This is a genomic window from Shewanella sp. S23-S33 (assembly GCF_043359565.1).
In the GTDB taxonomy this organism is placed as follows: domain Bacteria; phylum Pseudomonadota; class Gammaproteobacteria; order Enterobacterales; family Shewanellaceae; genus Shewanella; species Shewanella oncorhynchi.
In genome coordinates this window covers 13,571-33,499 of sequence record NZ_JBHFFD010000023.1, presented here as the reverse complement: position 1 = coordinate 33,499, position 19,929 = coordinate 13,571, and the positions used below count along the sequence as shown (strand labels likewise).

At 45.6% G+C, this 19,929-nt stretch carries 20 protein-coding genes; 7 read left to right on the top strand and 13 right to left on the bottom strand.

Annotation, left to right across the window (positions count from 1 at the left end; translation table 11 throughout):
* The first annotated feature begins 91 nt into the window (after positions 1 to 91).
* Positions 92 to 511, top strand: a complete 420-nt coding sequence (locus ACHA99_RS07135) for a hypothetical protein (RefSeq protein WP_105250111.1) — start codon at positions 92 to 94, stop codon at positions 509 to 511.
* Between the two features lie 140 nt (positions 512 to 651).
* Here the strand turns inward: ACHA99_RS07135 and ACHA99_RS07130 are convergent, their stop codons facing one another.
* On the bottom strand, positions 652 to 1,857 hold the full coding sequence (locus tag ACHA99_RS07130; RefSeq protein WP_393941898.1) for a serine hydrolase domain-containing protein: 1,206 nt from the start codon (positions 1,855 to 1,857) through the stop codon (positions 652 to 654).
* A gap of 252 nt (positions 1,858 to 2,109) precedes the next feature.
* Positions 2,110 to 2,427: a hypothetical protein gene (locus ACHA99_RS07125; protein ID WP_105250113.1), complete on the bottom strand. Its 318-nt coding sequence runs from the start codon at positions 2,425 to 2,427 to the stop codon at positions 2,110 to 2,112.
* A gap of 166 nt (positions 2,428 to 2,593) precedes the next feature.
* Between ACHA99_RS07125 and ACHA99_RS07120 the strand changes: the two genes are divergently transcribed.
* Positions 2,594 to 2,911 (top strand): ankyrin repeat domain-containing protein, encoded by a 318-nt coding sequence (locus tag ACHA99_RS07120; protein WP_393941895.1) that lies wholly within the window; start codon positions 2,594 to 2,596, stop codon positions 2,909 to 2,911.
* 119 nt (positions 2,912 to 3,030) lie between these two features.
* Here the strand turns inward: ACHA99_RS07120 and nqrF are convergent, their stop codons facing one another.
* From nqrF to ACHA99_RS07090, 6 genes are all read right to left on the bottom strand, one after another.
* Complete coding sequence (gene nqrF / locus ACHA99_RS07115; protein WP_105250115.1) at positions 3,031 to 4,248, bottom strand: NADH:ubiquinone reductase (Na(+)-transporting) subunit F; 1,218 nt, start codon at positions 4,246 to 4,248, stop codon at positions 3,031 to 3,033.
* A gap of 77 nt (positions 4,249 to 4,325) precedes the next feature.
* A complete protein-coding gene (gene nqrE, locus ACHA99_RS07110) occupies positions 4,326 to 4,934 on the bottom strand; it encodes an NADH:ubiquinone reductase (Na(+)-transporting) subunit E (RefSeq protein WP_105250116.1) in 609 nt (202 codons plus the stop codon).
* 9 nt (positions 4,935 to 4,943) lie between these two features.
* Entirely contained in the window at positions 4,944 to 5,564 is a 621-nt protein-coding gene (locus tag ACHA99_RS07105; protein WP_028761892.1) for an NADH:ubiquinone reductase (Na(+)-transporting) subunit D, read from the bottom strand.
* Positions 5,561 to 6,367 carry a Na(+)-translocating NADH-quinone reductase subunit C gene (locus ACHA99_RS07100; protein ID WP_105250117.1) on the bottom strand — a complete coding sequence of 269 codons (807 nt, stop codon included), beginning with the start codon at positions 6,365 to 6,367 and terminating at the stop codon, positions 5,561 to 5,563. The genes ACHA99_RS07105 and ACHA99_RS07100 overlap by 4 nt, the downstream gene beginning before the upstream one ends.
* Complete coding sequence (locus ACHA99_RS07095; protein WP_028759366.1) at positions 6,357 to 7,589, bottom strand: NADH:ubiquinone reductase (Na(+)-transporting) subunit B; 1,233 nt, start codon at positions 7,587 to 7,589, stop codon at positions 6,357 to 6,359. The genes ACHA99_RS07100 and ACHA99_RS07095 overlap by 11 nt, the downstream gene beginning before the upstream one ends.
* Positions 7,589 to 8,962 carry a Na(+)-translocating NADH-quinone reductase subunit A gene (locus tag ACHA99_RS07090; RefSeq protein ID WP_393941891.1) on the bottom strand — a complete coding sequence of 458 codons (1,374 nt, stop codon included), beginning with the start codon at positions 8,960 to 8,962 and terminating at the stop codon, positions 7,589 to 7,591. The genes ACHA99_RS07095 and ACHA99_RS07090 overlap by 1 nt, the downstream gene beginning before the upstream one ends.
* 454 nt (positions 8,963 to 9,416) lie before the next feature.
* On the opposite strand from ACHA99_RS07090, the gene ACHA99_RS07085 reads away from it, so the two are divergent.
* The 3 genes from ACHA99_RS07085 (at position 9,417) to ACHA99_RS07075 (ending at position 12,064) form a co-directional block, all read left to right on the top strand.
* Positions 9,417 to 10,457: an NADP(H)-dependent aldo-keto reductase gene (locus ACHA99_RS07085; protein WP_105250120.1), complete on the top strand. Its 1,041-nt coding sequence runs from the start codon at positions 9,417 to 9,419 to the stop codon at positions 10,455 to 10,457.
* Positions 10,458 to 10,810: 353 nt separating this feature from the next.
* The gene (ompV, locus tag ACHA99_RS07080) at positions 10,811 to 11,584 is read left to right on the top strand and encodes an outer membrane protein OmpV (RefSeq protein WP_393941889.1); all 774 of its coding nucleotides are present in this window, start codon (positions 10,811 to 10,813) and stop codon (positions 11,582 to 11,584) included.
* Between the two features lie 21 nt (positions 11,585 to 11,605).
* Entirely contained in the window at positions 11,606 to 12,064 is a 459-nt protein-coding gene (locus ACHA99_RS07075) for a CC0125/CC1285 family lipoprotein (protein WP_028761861.1), read from the top strand.
* Between the two features lie 261 nt (positions 12,065 to 12,325).
* On the opposite strand, the gene ACHA99_RS07070 is transcribed toward ACHA99_RS07075, so the two are convergent.
* The 5 genes from ACHA99_RS07070 to ACHA99_RS07050 form a co-directional block, all read right to left on the bottom strand.
* Positions 12,326 to 13,618: an ATP-binding protein gene (locus ACHA99_RS07070; RefSeq protein WP_393941887.1), complete on the bottom strand. Its 1,293-nt coding sequence runs from the start codon at positions 13,616 to 13,618 to the stop codon at positions 12,326 to 12,328.
* Positions 13,615 to 14,319 carry a response regulator transcription factor gene (locus tag ACHA99_RS07065; RefSeq protein WP_105250123.1) on the bottom strand — a complete coding sequence of 235 codons (705 nt, stop codon included), beginning with the start codon at positions 14,317 to 14,319 and terminating at the stop codon, positions 13,615 to 13,617. The genes ACHA99_RS07070 and ACHA99_RS07065 overlap by 4 nt, the downstream gene beginning before the upstream one ends.
* A gap of 1 nt (position 14,320) precedes the next feature.
* Positions 14,321 to 14,710 (bottom strand): DUF3019 domain-containing protein, encoded by a 390-nt coding sequence (locus ACHA99_RS07060; RefSeq protein ID WP_393941884.1) that lies wholly within the window; start codon positions 14,708 to 14,710, stop codon positions 14,321 to 14,323.
* A gap of 9 nt (positions 14,711 to 14,719) precedes the next feature.
* On the bottom strand, positions 14,720 to 15,559 hold the full coding sequence (locus ACHA99_RS07055; RefSeq protein ID WP_393941966.1) for a MipA/OmpV family protein: 840 nt from the start codon (positions 15,557 to 15,559) through the stop codon (positions 14,720 to 14,722).
* Positions 15,560 to 15,839: 280 nt separating this feature from the next.
* Positions 15,840 to 17,540 (bottom strand): methyl-accepting chemotaxis protein, encoded by a 1,701-nt coding sequence (locus ACHA99_RS07050; protein WP_393941882.1) that lies wholly within the window; start codon positions 17,538 to 17,540, stop codon positions 15,840 to 15,842.
* A 347-nt stretch (positions 17,541 to 17,887) separates the two neighbouring features.
* On the opposite strand from ACHA99_RS07050, the gene ACHA99_RS07045 reads away from it, so the two are divergent.
* Together ACHA99_RS07045 and ACHA99_RS07040 are read left to right on the top strand one after the other, a co-directional pair.
* Positions 17,888 to 19,237, top strand: a complete 1,350-nt coding sequence (locus ACHA99_RS07045; protein ID WP_393941880.1) for an aminotransferase class V-fold PLP-dependent enzyme — start codon at positions 17,888 to 17,890, stop codon at positions 19,235 to 19,237.
* A gap of 69 nt (positions 19,238 to 19,306) precedes the next feature.
* Complete coding sequence (locus ACHA99_RS07040) at positions 19,307 to 19,753, top strand: SufE family protein (protein ID WP_198572853.1); 447 nt, start codon at positions 19,307 to 19,309, stop codon at positions 19,751 to 19,753.
* The last annotated feature ends 176 nt before the right edge of the window (positions 19,754 to 19,929 follow it).

The following is a 19,929-nucleotide window of genomic DNA, read 5'->3' as shown; positions in this document are numbered from 1 at the left end:
AGCTAACAAACTTACACCCTTAACTAAAGAAAATGGCTCTTTAAAAGACACCAGTGCCGATAAAATCTATTCAATGAGGAGATTCAACCATATGAAACATCAAGTACTATTTGGTATAAAATCAACAAGTAAAGATGAAAAAACAATTCATAATAAATTAAAAGAATTTCTAGCATTAATAGATAGAAAAACATCTACAGCTAAGAACCCTACTATGCTTGAGAGTTTTTTACCATTCAGGATAAAACATTACCATTGGAATCTAAATAAAGAGACAGGCACATTCATTAAACTATTTCCCAATGTAGATCTTGATGAAAATACTTTCGCACCATCAAAACCAGAATGCAGCTGGTTATTGAGTATCATTTTCCACCAAGATTTTCCTGGATACGAAAGAATTAAATCCGAAGATTATATAATTAGCTTGTTAGACTCATTGAACTATGAATATGAAATGATATATGAAACAGATAGTCGTGATTCAATTAAATATGGCGACATTAAGTAGTAAAAGATTATATTTATTCCCTTAACGCGGGAGATAGTAGCCATTATCTCCCGCAGAAACTATATCTTAGTAATCTTTTAAGTACCGAAGTACCGTGCTTAATATCAGCATAAGGGCACTTATGTCAGTAGTCAGTTTAGTCAAATCACTGGTGTAAGTGATGTTTTAATAAGCAGTAACTGGCTACGAATGATTTGACGTATCTGATTATGCAGTTCAAATACTCGAGCGCGATCATTAAGATTTAGCGATAGATTTTCCAGCATCACCAGATCCAAATTAAATTCGGGATAATGTAGTGTCATCGACATATAGCCAGATAAATAGCCCGTATGACTGTATTCGACGAGACCATCGTCCTTATTGATCCTCACCCCATAGCCATAGCGCATATTCGGCCATAAGAATTGGATCTCGGTATACGCCGTTGTCATCCGTTGATAACTCTTTGCACTCATCAACTTGCCAGAATGTAATAGATGCTGAAAGGCGGCATAAGCTGGCGCTGAAGCAATCAATCCCCCGGCAGGTAACAAAGCTTCATCAAGCACTAAGTCAGCAGGGGCAATCACCTCGCTTTCCTGTAAACCTACGGCGAGTGAAGGCACTTTGGCGCGAATAGTCTCAATACTGCCAAGCTCAGCACTCAGGCCATTAAGCTGGTATCGCGTTGCAAACTGCGCCACTTGCTCGGCAAAGGATTGGTGATTGACCTTCTCAAGCACTTGCCCAAGCAGTGAATAACCAAAGTTGGAGTATTCAAATTGGCTACCCGGCTCGAATCGATTGGCCTTACCCAGTTTATCGACACCCGATGTATGAGTTAGCAGTTGGTGCAGCGTAATCCGCGCGTCATATCGACTGGAATTAAGTGCATCCGCACTTGGATTTATACCTGCATCCAGGCCTTTTAGCGCCTTATTATTCCCTTCAGCATCACCAAAAAGATAATGATTAAGCGATAGGTTTAAGTCGAGTTTCCCCGCATCGAGTGCCTGCAATATCAAGGTTGCGGTGATTTGTTTAGAAAGTGATGCCATCACAAAGCGCGAATCTTGACTAATACCTTCACCCTTTTGCAGTTCAAGCTGCGGCTTGTCCTGCTCAAGCAGGATAACACTGCCACTAAATGGCTGCGGCGAATCCTTTATTGCGGTTTGGATTAAGGTCTTGATCTCCGCCACCTTCGATACTGAAGATGCGGTTTGGCTTTCAACGGCAATAGAGCTACTGCCTTGCCCGATTTGCTCTTGTTCAGCACCTGTTTCTAATAACAGACCAAAACTATTGGCACTTGGGAATAATAAAAAACCAGTCAACAGGGTACTGATGACACTCAAACGCATGGGTTATCCTTAACGTAATTAACAAATAATGCTGCCTGCTAGAAAAAAGCAAGCTTATCACAAGCGCTTTTTATGGATAATACAATTTAATCTTTACAATTGAATTATAAAGGAAATATTCCATATAAAAATGACACAACAAAGTGATACCTAGGGCGACGAAGCTAATCCGAGCAGTATAAACCAAGTGGCAGTCTGCCCCAGTTTGTAGACTGAATATCTCAAGTTGCAGCTAATACACATTTAAAATGGCTATAAAACGACAATAGTAATAATTATCGCACCTAACATATATAAGCCTGCAGAAAGTGATATCGATTTTAGTGGGCTAAACTCCTCAACTTCCAACGTCTGTATATCTTCAATTTTGACTAGTTGCCCTTCTCCCTCGATCTGCTGTTCCGTTGCACTTTCAACTTGAAATTCCATTTGTTCGCCAGATATTGTGGTGACTTTGACCTTTTCACCTATGTAGCTGGATACCGATTGAGAATCCAATTTAACTTCATTGAGTGAAGAGCATGCGCTGAGGGAGAAACAGATAAGTGATACTACTGCTAACTTTTTCAAACAAGCCTCCTATCCTACAACTATTACATCCATGATAAGTTATACCTGTAGACATAAGCATTTAGGTATAAGCTACTCAGCTTACGGAGTTTCGCCCACAAGTTAAAGAAACCTAGGCTAAATCCACTTAAATTAAATCCTTTGGATGAGGTTAAATAGCGATCAAATGAGCACTGAACTCATCGATGCGGTTAAAGCCAAAGATACGCTTGCTGTTAAGCGCATTATTGCCAATGGCGCGGATCTTGAAGACGTGGACGAAAATGCGATGACGGCACTCTTGCATGCCTGTGAGTTGCAGTCTTTTGAACTGCTCAAATTATTGGTGGATGCGGGGGCCAATGTGAATCATCCAAACTCGCAGGGGTATCATCCGCTCGATATTGCTTACTGGCACGGTGAGTTTCGCATGGGATGCTATACCGCTGAGAGTGAGCGCATGGTGAGCTATTTAACCCGCCACGGCGGCAAATCCTTTAGCTAGGTGAGGTACTAAATAGCATCAAAATGCGAAAGCTAAAAACTGCGAAATGATAAAAAGCCCTATAAACAAAAATCGCGTTAAGCTGGGCTTAACGCGATTTTTTATTACTCACTTACAACCTAATCGCCAAAATCATCGAGTAGGATGTTTTCGGGCTCAACGCCTAAGCTTTCAAGCATCTTAATTACTGAAGAGTTCATGATTGGAGGACCACACATGTAGTACTCGCAGTCTTCTGGTGCCTTATGATTTTTAAGATAATTCTCATAAATCACATTATGAATAAAGCCAGTGTAGCCAGTCCAATTATCCTCAGGCAATGGCTCAGATAACGCCACATGCCAGACGAAGTTGTCATTCTCGGCCGCTAGGGCATCGAAATCCGCTTGGTAAAACACTTCACGGGTCGAACGAGCACCGTACCAGAAGCTCATTTTACGTGTGGTTTTCTTACTCTTAAGCTGATCGAAAATGTGTGAACGCATAGGTGCCATGCCCGCACCGCCGCCGATGAACACCATTTCCGCATCGGTTTCCTTCACAAAGAACTCTCCGAATGGCCCAGAAATCGTCACTGTATCGCCCGCTTTCAAGTTGAAGATGTAAGATGACATCTTGCCCGCTGGCACATTGGCCGATGGCGGCGTCGCAATCCGCACGTTCAGCATAATGCGACCCTTTTCATCGGGATAGTTGGCCATAGAGTAAGCGCGCAACACTTCTTCATTAACGGTAGAGACAATGTCAAACAGGCCGTATTTATCCCAATCGCCACGGTATTTTTCAGGAATATCAAAGTCAGCGTATTTCACCACATGGGCTGGCGCTTCAATTTGAATATAACCCCCTGCTTTAAAGCGAACATCTTCACCTTCGGGTAACTCAAGCAATAACTCCTTGATAAAAGTCGCCTTGTTATCATTAGAGATCACCTGACATTGCCACTTCTTCACCCCAAATATTTCTTCGTCGAGCTCAAGTTCCATATCGGTTTTCACTGAGACTTGGCAGGCGAGACGACAACCTTCTTTAGCCTCTTTCTTAGTGATATGGCCCATTTCAGTCGGCAGAATATCACCGCCGCCCGATTTGATTTTCACTCGGCACTGACCACAGGTTCCGCCGCCACCACAGGCAGACGGAATAAAAATACTCTGACTCGCCAAAGCGCCGAGTAACTTATCACCCGCGGCAACTTGAATGCTTTTTTCGGCATCTTCGTTGATGCTGATCGTCACTTCACCCGTAGCCACTAATTTCTTTTTGGCGATTAGAATCACTATCACCAATAGACAGACCACTAGCGTGAACATGCCTATGCCAATTGCCATTTCCATCGTATTACCCTTTTCTAGCTCTTTTCTAAAAAGAATCTGGTTTCACTTTCTCAATTCTTGGCTCGCCTACTGTAGCTTTACAGCGAGATCCCTGAGAAAGACATAAAGCCCAGCGCCATCAAGCCTGTAGTAATAAAGGTGATACCAATACCTTGTAAGCCTTCGGGAATCGCGTTGAATTTCATTCTTTCGCGCAGTCCCGCCAGCAGTACAATCGCCACCGCCCAACCAAGACCCGAGCCCATCGCAAACACCACTGACTCACCGAAGTTGTAATCACGGTTCGCCATAAAGATCACCCCGGCAAAAATCGCGCAGTTCACTGTGAGCAAAGGTAAAAAGATCCCAAGGGAGTCATACAGGCTAGGAATGTACTTATCCAAAAACATTTCAAGGATTTGTACTAATGCCGCAATCACACCAATGAAAGTGATCAGTTGCAGGTAACTTAAATCGATACCGGGTAATCCCGCCCAAGACAGTGCGCCAGGTGCGAGCACTTTGACGTAAATCAGTTGGTTTAACGGCACGGCTAAGGTCATCACCACAATCACGGCAACGCCTAAACCAAAGGCGGTTGACACCTTTTTAGACACGGCCAAGAAAGTACACATGCCCAAGAAGAACGACAGCGCCATGTTGTCGATAAAAGTGGCCTGCAAAAATAGATTTATATAGTGTTCCATATCTGCTCCTTAACCCCGTTTCCGCTGGATCACATTGATAGTCCAGATCAACACACCAATCAGGAAGAAGGCGCTCGGTGGTAACTTGAACATCTCGTTTGGCAAGTACCAGCCGCCATTTTCGATGGTGGTGAACACAGGGTGACCGAATAAATTACCCGTCCCTAACAGCTCGCGTACAAAGGCGACGCTGATCAAAATCAAGCCATAACCTGTCGCATTACCAAGCGCATCGACGACCGCTAAATGCGGTGGATACTTCATGGCGAAGGCTTCTGCGCGGCCCATGATGATACAGTTAGTGATAATTAACCCAACGAATACAGAAAGTTGCTTAGATAACTCATAGGCTACATCCTGCAGAACCATGTCGACGATAATCACCAAGGAGGCGATAACCGTCATCTGCGCGATAATCCGCACACTGGTCGGGATAAAGTTACGGATGGCAGAGATAATCAGGTTAGAAAACACCAACACAAAGGTCACTGCCAGTGTCATCACCACAGCGGTTTGCATTGAGTTACTGACCGCCAGTGCCGAACATACGCCCAGCACTTGCATCGCGACGGGGTTATTGGCAAACACTGGCCCCGTTAACATGTCACGCATGGATAAAGTGTTGCTCATTTTGCCTCTCCCAACTCACCTTGCAATTCACCCTGCGTGGCCGTCGCTTTCAGCTGATTGAAGAAGGTTTGAAAACCCTCAACGCCAAACCAAAACTCCATTGCGCGCTGCACGCCGCGGCCCGTCATGGTCGCGCCACTTACCGCATCGACACCATGAATATCGCCTTCTTTAGCGCCGCCTTTCACAAGACGTATCGAAAACTTGCCTTTTTCATCAAACAATTGCTTACCCTTCCATAGTGACACCCACTTAGGATCAGTTAAAAAATCGCCGATACCAGGGGTTTCACCATGCTCGTACACGACGAGCCCTTTAATGGTGTTGAAATCGGGTTCAACCGCCACATAACCGTAGATCATCGACCACAGACCTTTGCCATAGAAAGGCACAACCACACTGTCTAACTTGCCGTTGGCATCGAGCACTTTAAACACGCGGGCATCGTTCGCACGGGTTTTAATCTTGGCGATATCTTTTTTCGGCGCACTTGAAGTCTCAGGATTAATTGCCGCCATACGCTCATCGAAATCGAGGACGTTAGCGTCTGAGTCCACCTTACCTGTGTCTAGGTTGATCAATAATGGCTTCACGGATTTAGCGAAAATCTCTCTAAACTCATTGCCCTGACCTAAGTTCACATCGGCGGCCATCAACACATAGCGCTGCACTTCGTCACGTTTTTTGGCGACTTTACGTTCTTTCAATATGCCTGCAGTGCCTGTGATCATAAAAGAGCACAGGAGGCAGAGCGTGATGGTGAAGATCATGGTCCCCACCACAGTATCTTTCTTAAATACCATGACGTTTTAATCTCCGTTTGATGTTGGCGCGGGCCACCAGATAATCGAACAGCGGCGCCCAAAGGTTGGCGAACAGAATGGCTAACATCACGCCCTCAGGCATTTTGGGGTTAGCGACACGGATAAGCACAGTCATAAAACCAATCAAAGCACCGTAGGCAAACTTGCCTTGGCGAGTGTACGAAGTGGTCACAGGATCGGTGGCCATAAACATCATCGCCAGCGCAAAACCGCCAGTGACAAGATGCCAAGTCCACGGCATTGCCATCATTTGATTGCTGCTAGAACCGATGTAATTACACAGCGTTGCAGTCGCTATCATGCCCAGCAACACACCGAGCACAATGCGCCAATCCGCTAAGCGGCTGATCAGCAATAATGAACCGCCGATCAAAATCGCTAAGGTGCTGGTTTCGCCAATCGCGCCCACGGTAAAGCCAAAAAAGTTGTTCCACCAGTTAGGATCGCTAAAGGCGCTAAACCAAGAGTAATCGGCAAAACTCAACTTGCCCGCTGCGGTTTGTGCCAGCGCTGTTGCACCAGAGAAACCATCAACGGCAACGAGCTGTTTAATGGTTGAAACTTCAGATGGATAGGCGAAGTAGATAAAAGCCAAGCCTGCCAGCGCAGGGTTAAGGAAGTTATATCCCATGCCGCCAAACAGCTCTTTAGCCACGACCACACCAAAGGAAATCCCCATGGCCACCAGCCACAACGGTGTCGATACTGGCAAGATTAAGGTAAACAGCAGGGCCGTCACGAAGAAGCCTTCGTGCAACTCTTGACCACGAACCCGCGCAAACACCACTTCCCAAAACAAACTGGTGAGCAGTGCTGTCAGGTAAATCGGCAGATAAAAACTAAGACCATAGAGGAATAAACCTAATATCCCAGTGTCTTGGCTAAGGCTGCCAAACAGGGTATTAAAGATTTCTAACTTCCAAATATCTGGCGTCGATAATCCGCCCGCGAGCGCAAGCTGTGCCTGTAGGCCAATGTTATATAGACCGAATAAAATGGCGGGCAGTAAACACAAACCGACTAGCGTCATGGTACGTTTCACGTCAATCGCGTCACGCACATGCACTTGGCCCTTAGTGCTACGACCATTGGCAATGACGAGTGAGCGCAAAAAGCCCTTCATCGACTTACCCGTTGCGTAGTACTCTTGTTGTAAATCAGAGGCGTCCTGTAAATCAGGTTTTTTCACTTGTTTGGTCATTAACCTTCCCTCTCAATAACATCTAGACAGGCACGTAATTCTTTACCAAAGTCATATTTGCCGGGACATACGAAGGTACACAGCGCCAGATCTTCTTCATCTAACTCCAATGCACCTAAGGCCTGCGCCTCATCGGTATCACGCACCACTAAGTCTCGAACAAGCAAGGTGGGTAAAATATCCAGTGGCATCACGCGATCTAACTGACCAAAAGCCATCATGGCGCGAGCTGAACCGCCCTGATGAGTCGTAAACTCGAACAATTTAGTCGCACCAAACAGACGTGATGTTACGGCACGAGTGATGGAGAATTTGTCAGAACCACCGCGCACCCAAGGGAGAACATGGTGCTGCGAATCTTCGCTCAACACTGACACTTGGTTGTGGAATCGGCCTAAAAAGTCATGTACGCCCGCCGCGGTATGGCCAGATAACACAGATCCCGATACCACGCGGTTATGGCCAGGTTTGATTTCATCACTCACTAAGGCACTTAGCTCAGCGCCCAATTGAGTGCGCAGTAAACGCGGGTTCAGCACGCTCGGGCCACCTAAGGCGACGATGCGGTCGGTATACAACTCACCGGTTTGGAATAACTTGCCGTAGGCAATCACATCTTGATAACCGATATGCCATACCTGACGTTCTAAACTCACTGGCAAGGTAAAGTGAATATGAGTGCCCACTAAACCCGCAGGATGAACACCATCAAAACGGCGCACCTCAAGTTGTGGTAATGCTTCTTTAACAATCGCTTCGCCCTTATCCTGGCACAGGTAAACCTTGCCTTCGGTTAAACGGCTCAACACCAGCAAGCCAGCTTTAAAAGCCTCGGTTTGCTCGGCGATAATCAAACGGGGATCTGCGGCTAGTGGATTAGTATCGATAGCGGTGACGAAAATACCTGCTGGCGTGCTATCGAGCGCAGGCACGCGCGAGAAAGGCCGAGTACGCAGTGCAGTCCATAGACCACTCTTCACCAACTGGTCTTGAACGGTTGGCCGAGGGAGAGCGGCGATGTCTTGATGGATATCGAAAGAAATCTGCCCATCGTGGTTTTCACCGTCATCACAACGAATGACGACTGATTGTAAAATTCGACGCTCGCCGCGGTTAATTGCTACGACTTGGCCACTAGCGGGTGCAGTGAACAACACACCAGGCGTTTTTTTGTCTTCAAATAGGACTTGGCCCTTTTGAACAAAATCACCCTCTTCGACCAACATCGTCGGCTTAAGCCCAACGAACTCTTCTCCCAGAACAGCCACTTGGGATGGCTTAGCACCGAGTTCAATGACCTGTCGCGGCTCACCAACAATCGGCAAGTCGAGGCCTTTTTTGATCGTTACAATTTGGTTTGAAAAATCTGCCATCACAAATATCAACCATGAAAAATTTTTAGATAAATTTAGGGTAGAGATTTGTTAACGCAGATTCCGATATTGGCGTCACATTCCGCTGCAAATTCGTAAGTTAGATACGTAAATTTACGCAATTTTGTGACGCAGATTCACATCCTTACTTACTGTAATCTGCAAATGTAGTTTTATAACAATTTATTCATAAATACGTCATTACTGATTTAGTAGTACCTAAGGTTTACAAAAATAAGCAAAAATCTCCATTTCAGTGCAGTAAAGCGCTAAAACCGTTAAAAGAGCAACTCAGCGAACAAACTTCAACCAATGGCATGCCTCAAAATGGGGCAGGATGGCTAAACTTGCTGGCTATTTTTAGCGCACTAACATTTCAACCTATGGTTTAACCTTTGCTTTACAGCAAAAGCTTGGTAGCCTCAAACTAAGAGAGTTTCCGTAGGAGAAATAGATGGAATACAGACGCATACCGCATTCTAATCTTGAGGTCAGTAAAATTTGTTTGGGCACTATGACTTGGGGCGAACAAAATACCCAAGCCGAAGCGTTTGCACAGCTGGACTACGCCATAGGCAATGGCATCAACTTTATCGATACGGCGGAAATGTATCCCGTACCACCTAAGCCGGAGACCCAAGGGGAAACCGAGCGTATCCTAGGGCAATATATTAAGGCCCGCGGTAACCGAGACGACTTAGTGATCGCCACTAAAATTGCCGCACCGGGGGGTAAAAGTGATTACATTCGCAAAAATATGGCGCTGGACTGGAACAACATCCACCAAGCGGTCGATGCGTCTTTAGCACGCCTCCAAATAGACACTATCGACCTTTATCAAATCCATTGGCCTGACCGTAATACCAATTTCTTTGGTGAACTGTTTTACGATCAACAAGAGCATGAACATCAAACACCGATACTTGAAACCCTAGAAGCGCTCGCCGAAGTGATCCGCCAAGGTAAAGTGCGCTATATCGGTGTGTCGAACGAAACGCCTTGGGGCTTGATGAAATACCTGCAACTCGCCGAAAAACATGGTTTGCCGCGTATTGTGAGTGTGCAAAACCCCTATAACTTGCTTAATCGCAGTTTCGAAGTCGGCATGAGCGAAATCAGTCACCGCGAAAACTTGCCATTACTGGCCTATTCGCCACTGGCCTTTGGTGCCTTGACGGGAAAATATTGCAACGACCAATGGCCTGAAGGCGCGCGCCTGACCTTGTTTAAGCGTTTCGCCCGCTATACAGGTTCGCAAATGGCTCTGGAGGCTACAAAAGCCTATGTCGATTTGGCCCGCGAGTTCAAGCTCACGCCCGCACAAATGGCGTTAGCTTTTGTTAACTCACGTAAGTTTGTCGGCTCCAATATCATAGGCGCCACCGACTTATATCAACTGAAAGAAAACATCGACAGTTTAAAAGTCACCTTATCACCAGAGCTATTAGTGCGATTAAACCAACTGTCCGATCAATTTAGATTACCTTGTCCTTAGCCCCTTGGCTTAGTCGGCGAGTTGTTTGAATGACTGACCAATAGCATCGGGTCAAATCCCCCTGATGCTATTGATTTCAAATAGCTTTAGAGGCATAACTTTTTACCTTTATATCATCTCATCACAGCACCCTATCCTCCATTCAATCAAAGCTATCTATGACCTAGTCTTGTTTATCTTATCCCTCCGGCTTAGCAAAAGGTCATCGTAATCAGCTCCACGAGCTCACCAGCGCCAGACGATGCGAGAAGGCTGCGATACATGGTCTAGGTTACATTCGGATACAGAGTCCTTTTAAGAAGTGAAATATAGTGGCATCACAGTCACTAGACAGATGTCTTAAGGATAAAAAAATGAAAAAAATTTGCTTTGTAATTACAAGTGTTTTGATGTCAAGCCACGCTCTTGCTGAAAGCAATACCTACATTCGTAACGGTAATATCTATAGTCATCAAGATCAATTCTTTGCTGGCGCAGGTGTTGCTACTGGTAGTCAGTTTTATAAGGGTCAAGATCACCAGACAGGTGCCTACCTCAATGGCGGCTACCACGGTGAAGACTTCAACGCCGATCTGTCCGGCATCAACTACCGCTTTTTAGGCACGAACGATAGTGCCGTTAATTTCAGTATCTTTGCCGTTGCCAATCCTGGCTTTGATGCCGATGATGCGGATATTTTAACGGGCATGAAGGATCGCAAGTTCAGTGGCGATCTGGGTTTAAACGCCGACATTCATTTAGGAAATGGCACGCTATCAACTAAATTCCAACACGATGTCACCAATATTTATGATGGTTTTCAGGCTGATATCACCTATTACCATCCAATAAATGTAGGCTTCGGTGATCTGGTGCCTTATGCGGGTGTGCACTACTTCAGTAAAGACTTTGCAAACTACTACACAGGTGTGACGTCATCTGAAGCTACGGCGCAGCGCCCTGCCTATCAAGCCGACGGCACCTTTGCATATAAGCTAGGCTACGCTTTGGTTATTCCAGTCACTAAGCATTTAGATATTACTCAAGCCACAGGTTACTCGCACATAGGTGCCAACATGGCAGACTCTCCGCTAATAGACAGTAACAACCAGTGGGTGACTACCCTTGGCGTGAACTATAGCTTCTAAACAACCTGACGAGACAAGACCATGACACTTATCAGAAAAACGTTTTTATGTGCTGGATTAGCTCTGATGCTTTCAGCTTGTGCCACTTCCTACGATACCGAAAAGCAATTTTGGTCTTTCGGTAAAGGATTTGAAACCGCACAGATTGCACCCGATAGCTGGCAGATAAGCTTTGTTGGCAATACCAACACTGACCGCGCATTGGCCCGAAAGTACGTCATGCGTAAGTCAGCAGAGTTATGCAAACAAGCGGGTTATAACTACTTCACTTTTACTCACGAACAAACCGATCGTGATGCAATTGGCCAGTTTGGAGTAGGAGCGAGCGCGAGTAAGGATATCTTGTGGGGGAGTTCAACGATGAATCAAGAAACCTCTGTCATGGTCGAAGTCACAGGTTTACATAGCAAGCCAGAAAATGCGAGTTCCCGCATCTATGAAACAGATTACATACTTAACAATGTCAATGTGAAAAGTTAATTGCTCATCAAAAATGCACCAGTCTAGATTCTCGTTAGGTATCAAGGCTGGTGCGTTTTATTTATAAATCCCCCCTGTTCAGCACCAATTCGTTAAGCACTCATTCGTATAGTAAGTTGAGTCATTCTGCCTCTATCTCTAAATCAACACAGCAGATTAGATGACGCAGATTTAGCCGCATTGCTCGCTTCAGCTCATGTTAAAGAAACAGACAAAAACGACTCAAACCTCGCATTACACCAATCGTATTAAACCCCAACTTTAAACTTCAGCCTTGAATTTTAGTGACATGCGAGCCCCACCCAAGTCAGGAGCACGGCCAATACGTAATGGCGAACCCATCCAACAACCAATTCTATCGACAATCGCCAGACCCATGCCATGACCGGAATTTCCGCGGCTATGCTGACCACGCACAAAAGGTTTAATCACTTGAGCAGATTCCTGTTCATCTATGCCAGGGCCATCATCGTCAACGTGTAACCACGCAATCCCATCTTCCGATGCCAACATCAGCCGGATATTGGCACGGCCAAAACGCAGCGCATTACTGAGCAAGTTATTCACCTGCATTGACAAGTACTTAGGATCTGTTTTGATGTTCAACGGTATTGGGCAGGTGATGAGTTCCACTGAAAACCCTGAGTATACTTGGCCTTGATACTTTTCCAGCAACCAAGTATTAAGCTCAATAGGTTGCCAATCAGGTTGGATATTCGCCTCATCGAGACGGGCATAGCTGAGCAGTGTCATGACCAACTCTTCCATAGTGTCCAGATCGCGGTTCAATCGCTGAAAATACTTCACCCTAAGTTGTTCGCTTTGGGTTTCTTCTAACGCCGCAATACCAAATCGCAGCCGCGCAATCGGAGTTTTTAAATCATGGGAAACTGCCCGACTAAGCAATTTATTGTCATCGATTAATTGCTGGATGCGATCTGCCATACGATTGAATTCACTTTCTATTGTGCCTATGTAGGACGCTTTACTGACCACAATTCGCTGCTGTAATTCTCCCATACCAAATGCTTGAGTCACCTTACTGAGATTAACCAATTGGCGGATTAAAGGAGACACCCACACCAATAAAATCACCACCACACCGCCATAAAAAAGCATGGTATACAGCTTGTTCGCGTTAAAACTCACATCGGCTGGCGTCACTATCTGGGCATTGATATTCAGCACCTGACCCGTTTTAGGCAATAAATAGTGCAAAGAGATGCCGTCATCGGACTCCAGCAGTAATGATTCCCCTGAATAAAACTCTGTCTTTAGGGCTGAGGGTAAGACAAAATCCGCTTCATTCACCAAAGATAATTGATCTGCATTTCGCTGATTCCAGTTGTCTATAAACGCATTATTAGGGGCGGGATCGTTATCTAACGTTTGCGCCAGTGAACCGCCCAGCAGTTTTAATGCCGCGAGGTGAGTTGCCGGGCTAGGCGTTTCATTATCAGGATCAATAAGTGTTGCAAACTCACTTATCGACCAGCCTAGGCTGGCAATAGCCACCAGCACGACCAGCACCAGAGAAGTCATTAACTTCTTCATAAAGCTTGCTCGGCCTCATCGCGGCAAAACAAATATCCCTTGCCACGAATGGTTTTGACTTTATAGGGCTGACTCAACGCTTCCTGCAACTTCTTGCGTAAGCGCGATATGCGAATATCCACCGAGCGGTCTAGGCCATCGTATTCAATGCCCCGCAGTTGAGCCACCAATTCATTGCGACTCACTATCGTGCCCGCCTTCAATGCCAACAGCCACAAGACATCAAACTCATTGGCATTCAAATCCAGCGGCTGTTTATCAATAGTGACTGATTTTGCCGTCGCATTTAACACTAAAGAATCAAACACTAATTGCTGCTTTTGCTCCTCATCACTCACTCTGCGTAACAGAGCTTTTATCCGCGCTAACAGCACCTGTGGTCGAATCGGCTTAGTGAGGTAATCATCAGCACCGGCATCTAACCCGCGGATTTCATCGCCGTCCTCAACGCAAGCCGTCATAAATAAAATGGGCCCAGTATAAAATGCCCTGGCCTCCTTACACACATCGAAGCCATTCTTAACGGGCATCATCACGTCGAGTAGCACTAAGTCAGGCATCTCATCGGCTATCATCTCTAAGGCAAAATCACCTTGGCTAGCCACTGTGACTCCGTAACCGTGATCCAGTAAATAATCACTGATCCACTCTGCCAGTGAGGTATCGTCCTCTACGACTAAGATATGCTTTGCAACTGACATATTAGAATAACCTCCAACCGGACTGACTCTGTTTAGGGGCCTTATAAACCCATGTCACGACCACTTTAACTTGCGCGAGCGGTTGCACATCATCATTACGGATAAGACTAAAAGTCGCCGTTTTATCCCCTTCAAAACTATATTGATATTCTTGCAAAGCTTTGCCAGTCCAGCAGGTTAACTGGTGCTGACGGTCTGTCAGTATGAGGCAGTACTCGCCGCTCGCGGGTGTCTGCCATCGAAACAATACATCCTGATAGCAAGTTTGCCCTTTATGCAGTGCAATGCAGCGTTCTGGGGTTGCGGTAAAAATAACGGCATCATCCTGACTCCAAGCCAAAAAAGGCGCGCTCAGCATCAATACCGCTAACAATTGATAAAATCGGTTCATGCCCTCCTCCTAAAACACATAGCTAAGAGAAGCATTAAAATACGATGTATAACTCGCTTGATTGAAGGGACTGTCGGTCACTTCTTGGGATAACACATTGAAGCGATACATGGCCCGAAAGACAAAATTTTCACTCAGCGGATAGGCAACCCCTAACTCCATGCCGTAACTGAAAGAGCTATCCGGCCGATACTCAGGAAAGCGTTCAGTGGCTTCTTCCTTACTGATCCCAAAAAGATAGCGATTCAAGGTGGCAGATGAGTAACCTACGCTCCCCAATACGTGAAAATTCCAATTACGAACCTGCCAGGACTTACCCAATCTGGCAGAACTTTGAATACCTTGATCATCATAATAATCAGATACTAACCTATACTGAAAAACATAGTTATAGCCCCAATAACGTGTGGCACGAAAACCGGCACCAACATAGAGAGAATCTTCCGATAGTAGATAAGCATTGCGGCCAGCTTCATCCAGCATACTGGGATCCACATCAGGACGGGACCATGAACCTTGCAAGTTAGCCAATAGCAGTTCTAATGACCAATCCTCTGAGCTCCAAAGATTAAATCCCAGATTAATGCCATCTTGAGATTGATGGATCATCTCAACAAACAGCCCTTTGTACTGGTACATGCCACTGACTAACAGCGACAACTGTGCAGAACCAGAATCCGTTTGCCGAACATCGACTTGATTAATCCCGTAAACACTCATGCCTAGCTCAAAATCACCGCCGTCAGCAAGGCGATTAGTTCCTCCAGTAACACTGCTCGCAATATCTGATGCTGCAGCGGTTCTAGGAAGAATGCTCAGCGTTAACACAAGAAGCCAAAGAATACGCATGCCCATTTAATTCACATTTTTAGTCGTTATTTAGCGCTACATATTACAACAGTTTGTTGCAAGTCACTGCACAACCAGTATCATTTTTACGGCAATTGTGTGTCGGATAACAAGAGAGACCTATATCCCAAACAACTTGAATCCTGCATCTTCAAATTGTTTGGGGATACACACACCTCACATTGAGTTAAGGCACAAATGAGACTCAAGCTAAGATGAAGTGGCGCAGTTAAGTTAACCGCTGTCAGTCGTTGGCACACTGAATTATGGGCAAATACATTTAAACAACTCGCACCTTAAACTGCTGCATCGTTTCCCTCAATAAATTCGCCTGCTTAGACAGTGACTCGCTGGCTTTCGCGGTTTCGTTAGCGCTGCTGAGTACCAATTCACCCGAATCACGAATCGCATTAATGCGCTCACTAATATCTTCGGCGGTCACGGCTTGCTCCTCACTGGCGGTCGCGACTTGAGTATTAGCCTGAGTCAGTTCAGTCAACGCATCTAAAATCTCAAATAAGTGCTGCTTGGCTTGATTAACGAGCAGTGATGACTCACTGATTTGCTTATCGTTATTGGCGAAGGATTCGACTGAGGATTTAGCATCTTTCACGAGTGTTTGGATAAGATCGCTGATCTCCTGCGTGGCCGTTTGACTGCGCGTTGCCAATGCCCGCACTTCTTCGGCAACGACAGCAAAACCACGACCTTGATCTCCCGCCCGCGCCGCTTCAATCGATGCATTCAAAGCTAATAAGTTCGTCTGCCCCGCAATCGCATCGACCACTGAAACAAAGTTGAGGATTTTTCCCGTACTCGCCTGAACCTGTTGAATAAGTTGATTTGAATACTGGGCGCTGGCAACCAACTGCTTCGAGATTTTTTCGCTCGCATCGACAACCTCACAACTTTCTTTCACTTTATGCTCAGCTTGTCCCGCTGAATACGAAGCGGTTTCTGCACTACTCGCCACTTCAGTGATCGTTGCTGCCATTTGGGTCATAGAGGCGGCGACTTGGTCAGTGTTATCCTGCTGCCTCAACATGGCCTCACGATTATTCTCGGCCACCGCATTAAGCTCAGTCACCATAGAGGCAATTTCTTCACTTCGAGCAATCACTTGGCCAACAGTTTTACTTAAAGTCCACGCCATTTGATTCATACTGACGGTAAGTTCGCCTAATTCATCCTTGGAATCGACGCGCAGCTCTTGGTTAAAGTTGCCCTTTTCCATCATGGCGGCAGAATTACGTAACCGATTGATAGATTTGACCATGTATTGACTGCAAGCGATACCAATCAATAATCCTATGACTAAAGACACTATCGAAATAATCGTTAAGCCATAAATGGCCCTAAGCTCTTCTTCCTCTGTTACAGAAACTGCAGCTTGAGTCATCAACGCTAAACGTTCTACGAATTGACTTAGCTCAGCATTAAACACATTTTGCGCTTCCTCTAAAGATTCAACCCGCTTAGCCAAAGCGGTATGGTCTTCTTTTTGCTGAATTCCCGAAATAACGGTGCCAAGCAGGACTTTATAATCTGCAAAATGTTGGATGATCGTGTCAATATCTTGATTTAGCTGCTGTGTTTTCTCACGTACTTGAGGAGTTTTAGCGTTTTTTAATGCCTCTCCAAGCATGGTTTGAGTCGAGAGCAACTCCTTGCTAATGTCTTCATTGTGCTGAACAACATCCGCAATAAAAGCCGCTAGAATGAGTGGACTGGATACGGCGTCAACATCTGCGGCACGAAACGCTTTTTCTAGAATGACAGAGCTTTCAAGCTGCTTAATGGTGATGTCAGTCGATAGCCTGACTAATGGAATATTCTCTTCTGCAATGCCATGAATTTCCTCCGATACACGCTGCATCTTCAACAGACTAAATCCAGACAAAATCAAGATCAGCACTAACATCACCCCAACGAGGGCGATCATCTTATGTTTAATCCGTAAGTCTTTTAAAAGCTTCACCATAAAACTACTCTCCAGCAAAACACTGACAACGAAGGACGTCCAATTTAGGATAGTCGGAGTTTTAACTTTCGGTGGATGAATTAAGCGTAAAGTATTAGCTGAATTTAAAAGAAAAACTTAAACATTAGAAAAATCGCATCATAGCTAAGCTCAATGATGCGTTAGAGTCTAAAACCGTTTAAGGCGTGCGAAATATCTATTAGGCAACAGTTTGAACAGACCTTAGTGAAATTAGGCGTTCAATACCACTGTCCGATACCAACGCCTCAACAAACCGCTAAAACTTGCATTCACATGGCAGATCACAGAAGATCCCATGGCCTTTTTCATTGCCCTTAGCCTCGCCCATGACTCAACCTGCATCGCCTACGCCAAATACTGTGACTAACACAGCGACGAATACAATGGCTGACATTGAAACATCCCATGCCTCGGCGAATGCTATGCCTGATACCACAGTGACACTTGGCTCATCTGAAGCATATCAGCAAAATGCTCAGATTCGGTCGCAATTCCCAGCGTTAAATCAAATGCTTGATGGTTATCCCCTATGTTATCTCGACACAGCAGCCACCAGCCAAAAGCCGCAAATGGTGTTAGATGCCATGGCAAAGTTTTACGCTAATGACAATGCGAATGTACACCGTGCTGCACATCAGTTATCAGCGCGTTCGACCTTAAGCTATGAGAAAGTGCGCGATCAGTTGCAGCAATTTTTGAAGGCAAAACGCCGCGAAGAAATCATTTTTACCCACGGCACCACAGAATCAATCAACTTAGTCGCCTTTGGGCTGACTGCCCAATTAAACGCTGGCGATGTGATATTAATCGACGCCGCCGCTCACCACGCCAATATCGTGCCTTGGCAGGAACTGGCGAAATGCACAGGGGCAATCATTAAACCAATCCCGCTCTGTCAGGATTGCCGCTTAGATATCAACGCCTATAAAACCTTGCTCGAGTTAAAGCCTAAAATCGTCGCCCTATGCCATGTTTCCAACGCCCTAGGTACAGTCAATCCCGTGACTCAGCTAGTGCAGTTAGCGAAAAAACAAGGTGCTATCACCTTAGTTGATGGCGCACAGGCAGTTGCGCATTTAACGTTGGATGTGACTGAAATCGATTGTGATTTTTACGTCTTCTCAGGGCATAAAATGTATGGTCCCACTGGTGTTGGCGTGCTTTACGGCCGTTTCGACGCGTTAGATAGTCTCGCGCCACTATTAACTGGCGGCGAGATGATTAAACGCGTGAGTTTTGAAGCGACAGAATTTGGCAACCTGCCGAATCGCTTAGAAGCGGGCACGCCGCCGATTGCTGAAGTCATAGGTTTGGGTGCGGCCATTACATTTTTACAAACCGAACTCATGCCGCAGGTTCAAGCTTATGAAGCTGAACTAGTTAACTATTTACAAAGCCAATTGCGCGCGCTCGGTGAAGTGCATTTATACGGCGCCTTTGATGACAATATCGGTGTAGTCGCGTTTAATCTTGCCGGTGAACATCACCAAGATGTAGGCATTTTACTGGACCAACAAGGGGTTGCCGTTCGTTGTGGCCATCATTGTGCCATGCCATTAATGCAGAGCCTGAATCTTAAGGGCTGTTGCCGTGCCTCTATCGGTATCTACACCAATAAAGACGATATCGACCGCTTTATTGCCGCGTTAGCCTCGGTAAAAGACTTGCTGTTGTAATCCAGCATTTAGCCACTGCTCTACCCAACTCATACGATGCTCAAAATAAGTTAGACAGGATTTCGCCCTATGACAGATTCAATCATGCCTATGCCAAATGAGGCCGATTTTCACTATTTAGTGCAAGATGCCGAAACCTTACTGGCGCGTTTTACCAATGCCCCTAACTGGCAGGAAAGATATCGCCAAATTATGTTGTTAGGGAAAGACTTACCAAGCTTAAGCCCTGAGCTTCGCATCGAGACCGCTCAAGTAAAAGGCTGCGAGAGTGATGCGTGGATTTACCATCTAGAACAGGCTGGCAAACACTATTATTTAGCCGACAGCGATGCCCGCATCGTTAAGGGATTGATCGGATTATTACTTGGTGCCTGCCATGGCAAAAGCCGCGCTGAAATCCAAGCATTTGATCCTACAGCTTACTTCAAACAATTGGGCCTAGAAGGTCAGCTCAGCCCATCGCGCACCAACGGCCTTAACTCACTGGCAAAAGCAATGGTTGAAGCCACTCGATAATCATAACCCGAGGGTTTTCATTTACTGCGACAAGCGATAATTGAAACCACTCGGCAACAACAAATAATCACAACTCTAGCTCAGGGGCAAAGGCCAAAAAAGGGATTTAATCAAAGACTTCTACGCCCTAAAAAGGTATAAAGAAGTTACATTTGCGTTATTGATAGGAACCGAGC

Bases quoted from the DNA above. Each gene is read 5' to 3' on its own strand.
- ACHA99_RS07135 (WP_105250111.1), top strand. From the start codon at position 92: ATGAAACATCAAGTACTATTTGGTATAAAATCAACAAGTAAAGATGAA.
- ACHA99_RS07130 (WP_393941898.1), bottom strand. From the start codon at position 1,857: ATGCGTTTGAGTGTCATCAGTACCCTGTTGACTGGTTTTTTATTATTC.
- ACHA99_RS07120 (WP_393941895.1), top strand. From the start codon at position 2,594: ATGAGCACTGAACTCATCGATGCGGTTAAAGCCAAAGATACGCTTGCT.
- nqrF (WP_105250115.1), bottom strand. From the start codon at position 4,248: ATGGAAATGGCAATTGGCATAGGCATGTTCACGCTAGTGGTCTGTCTA.
- nqrE (WP_105250116.1), bottom strand. From the start codon at position 4,934: ATGGAACACTATATAAATCTATTTTTGCAGGCCACTTTTATCGACAAC.
- ACHA99_RS07105 (WP_028761892.1), bottom strand. From the start codon at position 5,564: ATGAGCAACACTTTATCCATGCGTGACATGTTAACGGGGCCAGTGTTT.
- ACHA99_RS07100 (WP_105250117.1), bottom strand. From the start codon at position 6,367: ATGGTATTTAAGAAAGATACTGTGGTGGGGACCATGATCTTCACCATC.
- ACHA99_RS07095 (WP_028759366.1), bottom strand. From the start codon at position 7,589: ATGACCAAACAAGTGAAAAAACCTGATTTACAGGACGCCTCTGATTTA.
- ACHA99_RS07090 (WP_393941891.1), bottom strand. From the start codon at position 8,962: ATGGCAGATTTTTCAAACCAAATTGTAACGATCAAAAAAGGCCTCGAC.
- ACHA99_RS07085 (WP_105250120.1), top strand. From the start codon at position 9,417: ATGGAATACAGACGCATACCGCATTCTAATCTTGAGGTCAGTAAAATT.
- ompV (WP_393941889.1), top strand. From the start codon at position 10,811: ATGAAAAAAATTTGCTTTGTAATTACAAGTGTTTTGATGTCAAGCCAC.
- ACHA99_RS07075 (WP_028761861.1), top strand. From the start codon at position 11,606: ATGACACTTATCAGAAAAACGTTTTTATGTGCTGGATTAGCTCTGATG.
- ACHA99_RS07070 (WP_393941887.1), bottom strand. From the start codon at position 13,618: ATGAAGAAGTTAATGACTTCTCTGGTGCTGGTCGTGCTGGTGGCTATT.
- ACHA99_RS07065 (WP_105250123.1), bottom strand. From the start codon at position 14,319: ATGTCAGTTGCAAAGCATATCTTAGTCGTAGAGGACGATACCTCACTG.
- ACHA99_RS07060 (WP_393941884.1), bottom strand. From the start codon at position 14,710: ATGAACCGATTTTATCAATTGTTAGCGGTATTGATGCTGAGCGCGCCT.
- ACHA99_RS07055 (WP_393941966.1), bottom strand. From the start codon at position 15,559: ATGCGTATTCTTTGGCTTCTTGTGTTAACGCTGAGCATTCTTCCTAGA.
- ACHA99_RS07050 (WP_393941882.1), bottom strand. From the start codon at position 17,540: ATGGTGAAGCTTTTAAAAGACTTACGGATTAAACATAAGATGATCGCC.
- ACHA99_RS07045 (WP_393941880.1), top strand. From the start codon at position 17,888: ATGACTCAACCTGCATCGCCTACGCCAAATACTGTGACTAACACAGCG.
- ACHA99_RS07040 (WP_198572853.1), top strand. From the start codon at position 19,307: ATGACAGATTCAATCATGCCTATGCCAAATGAGGCCGATTTTCACTAT.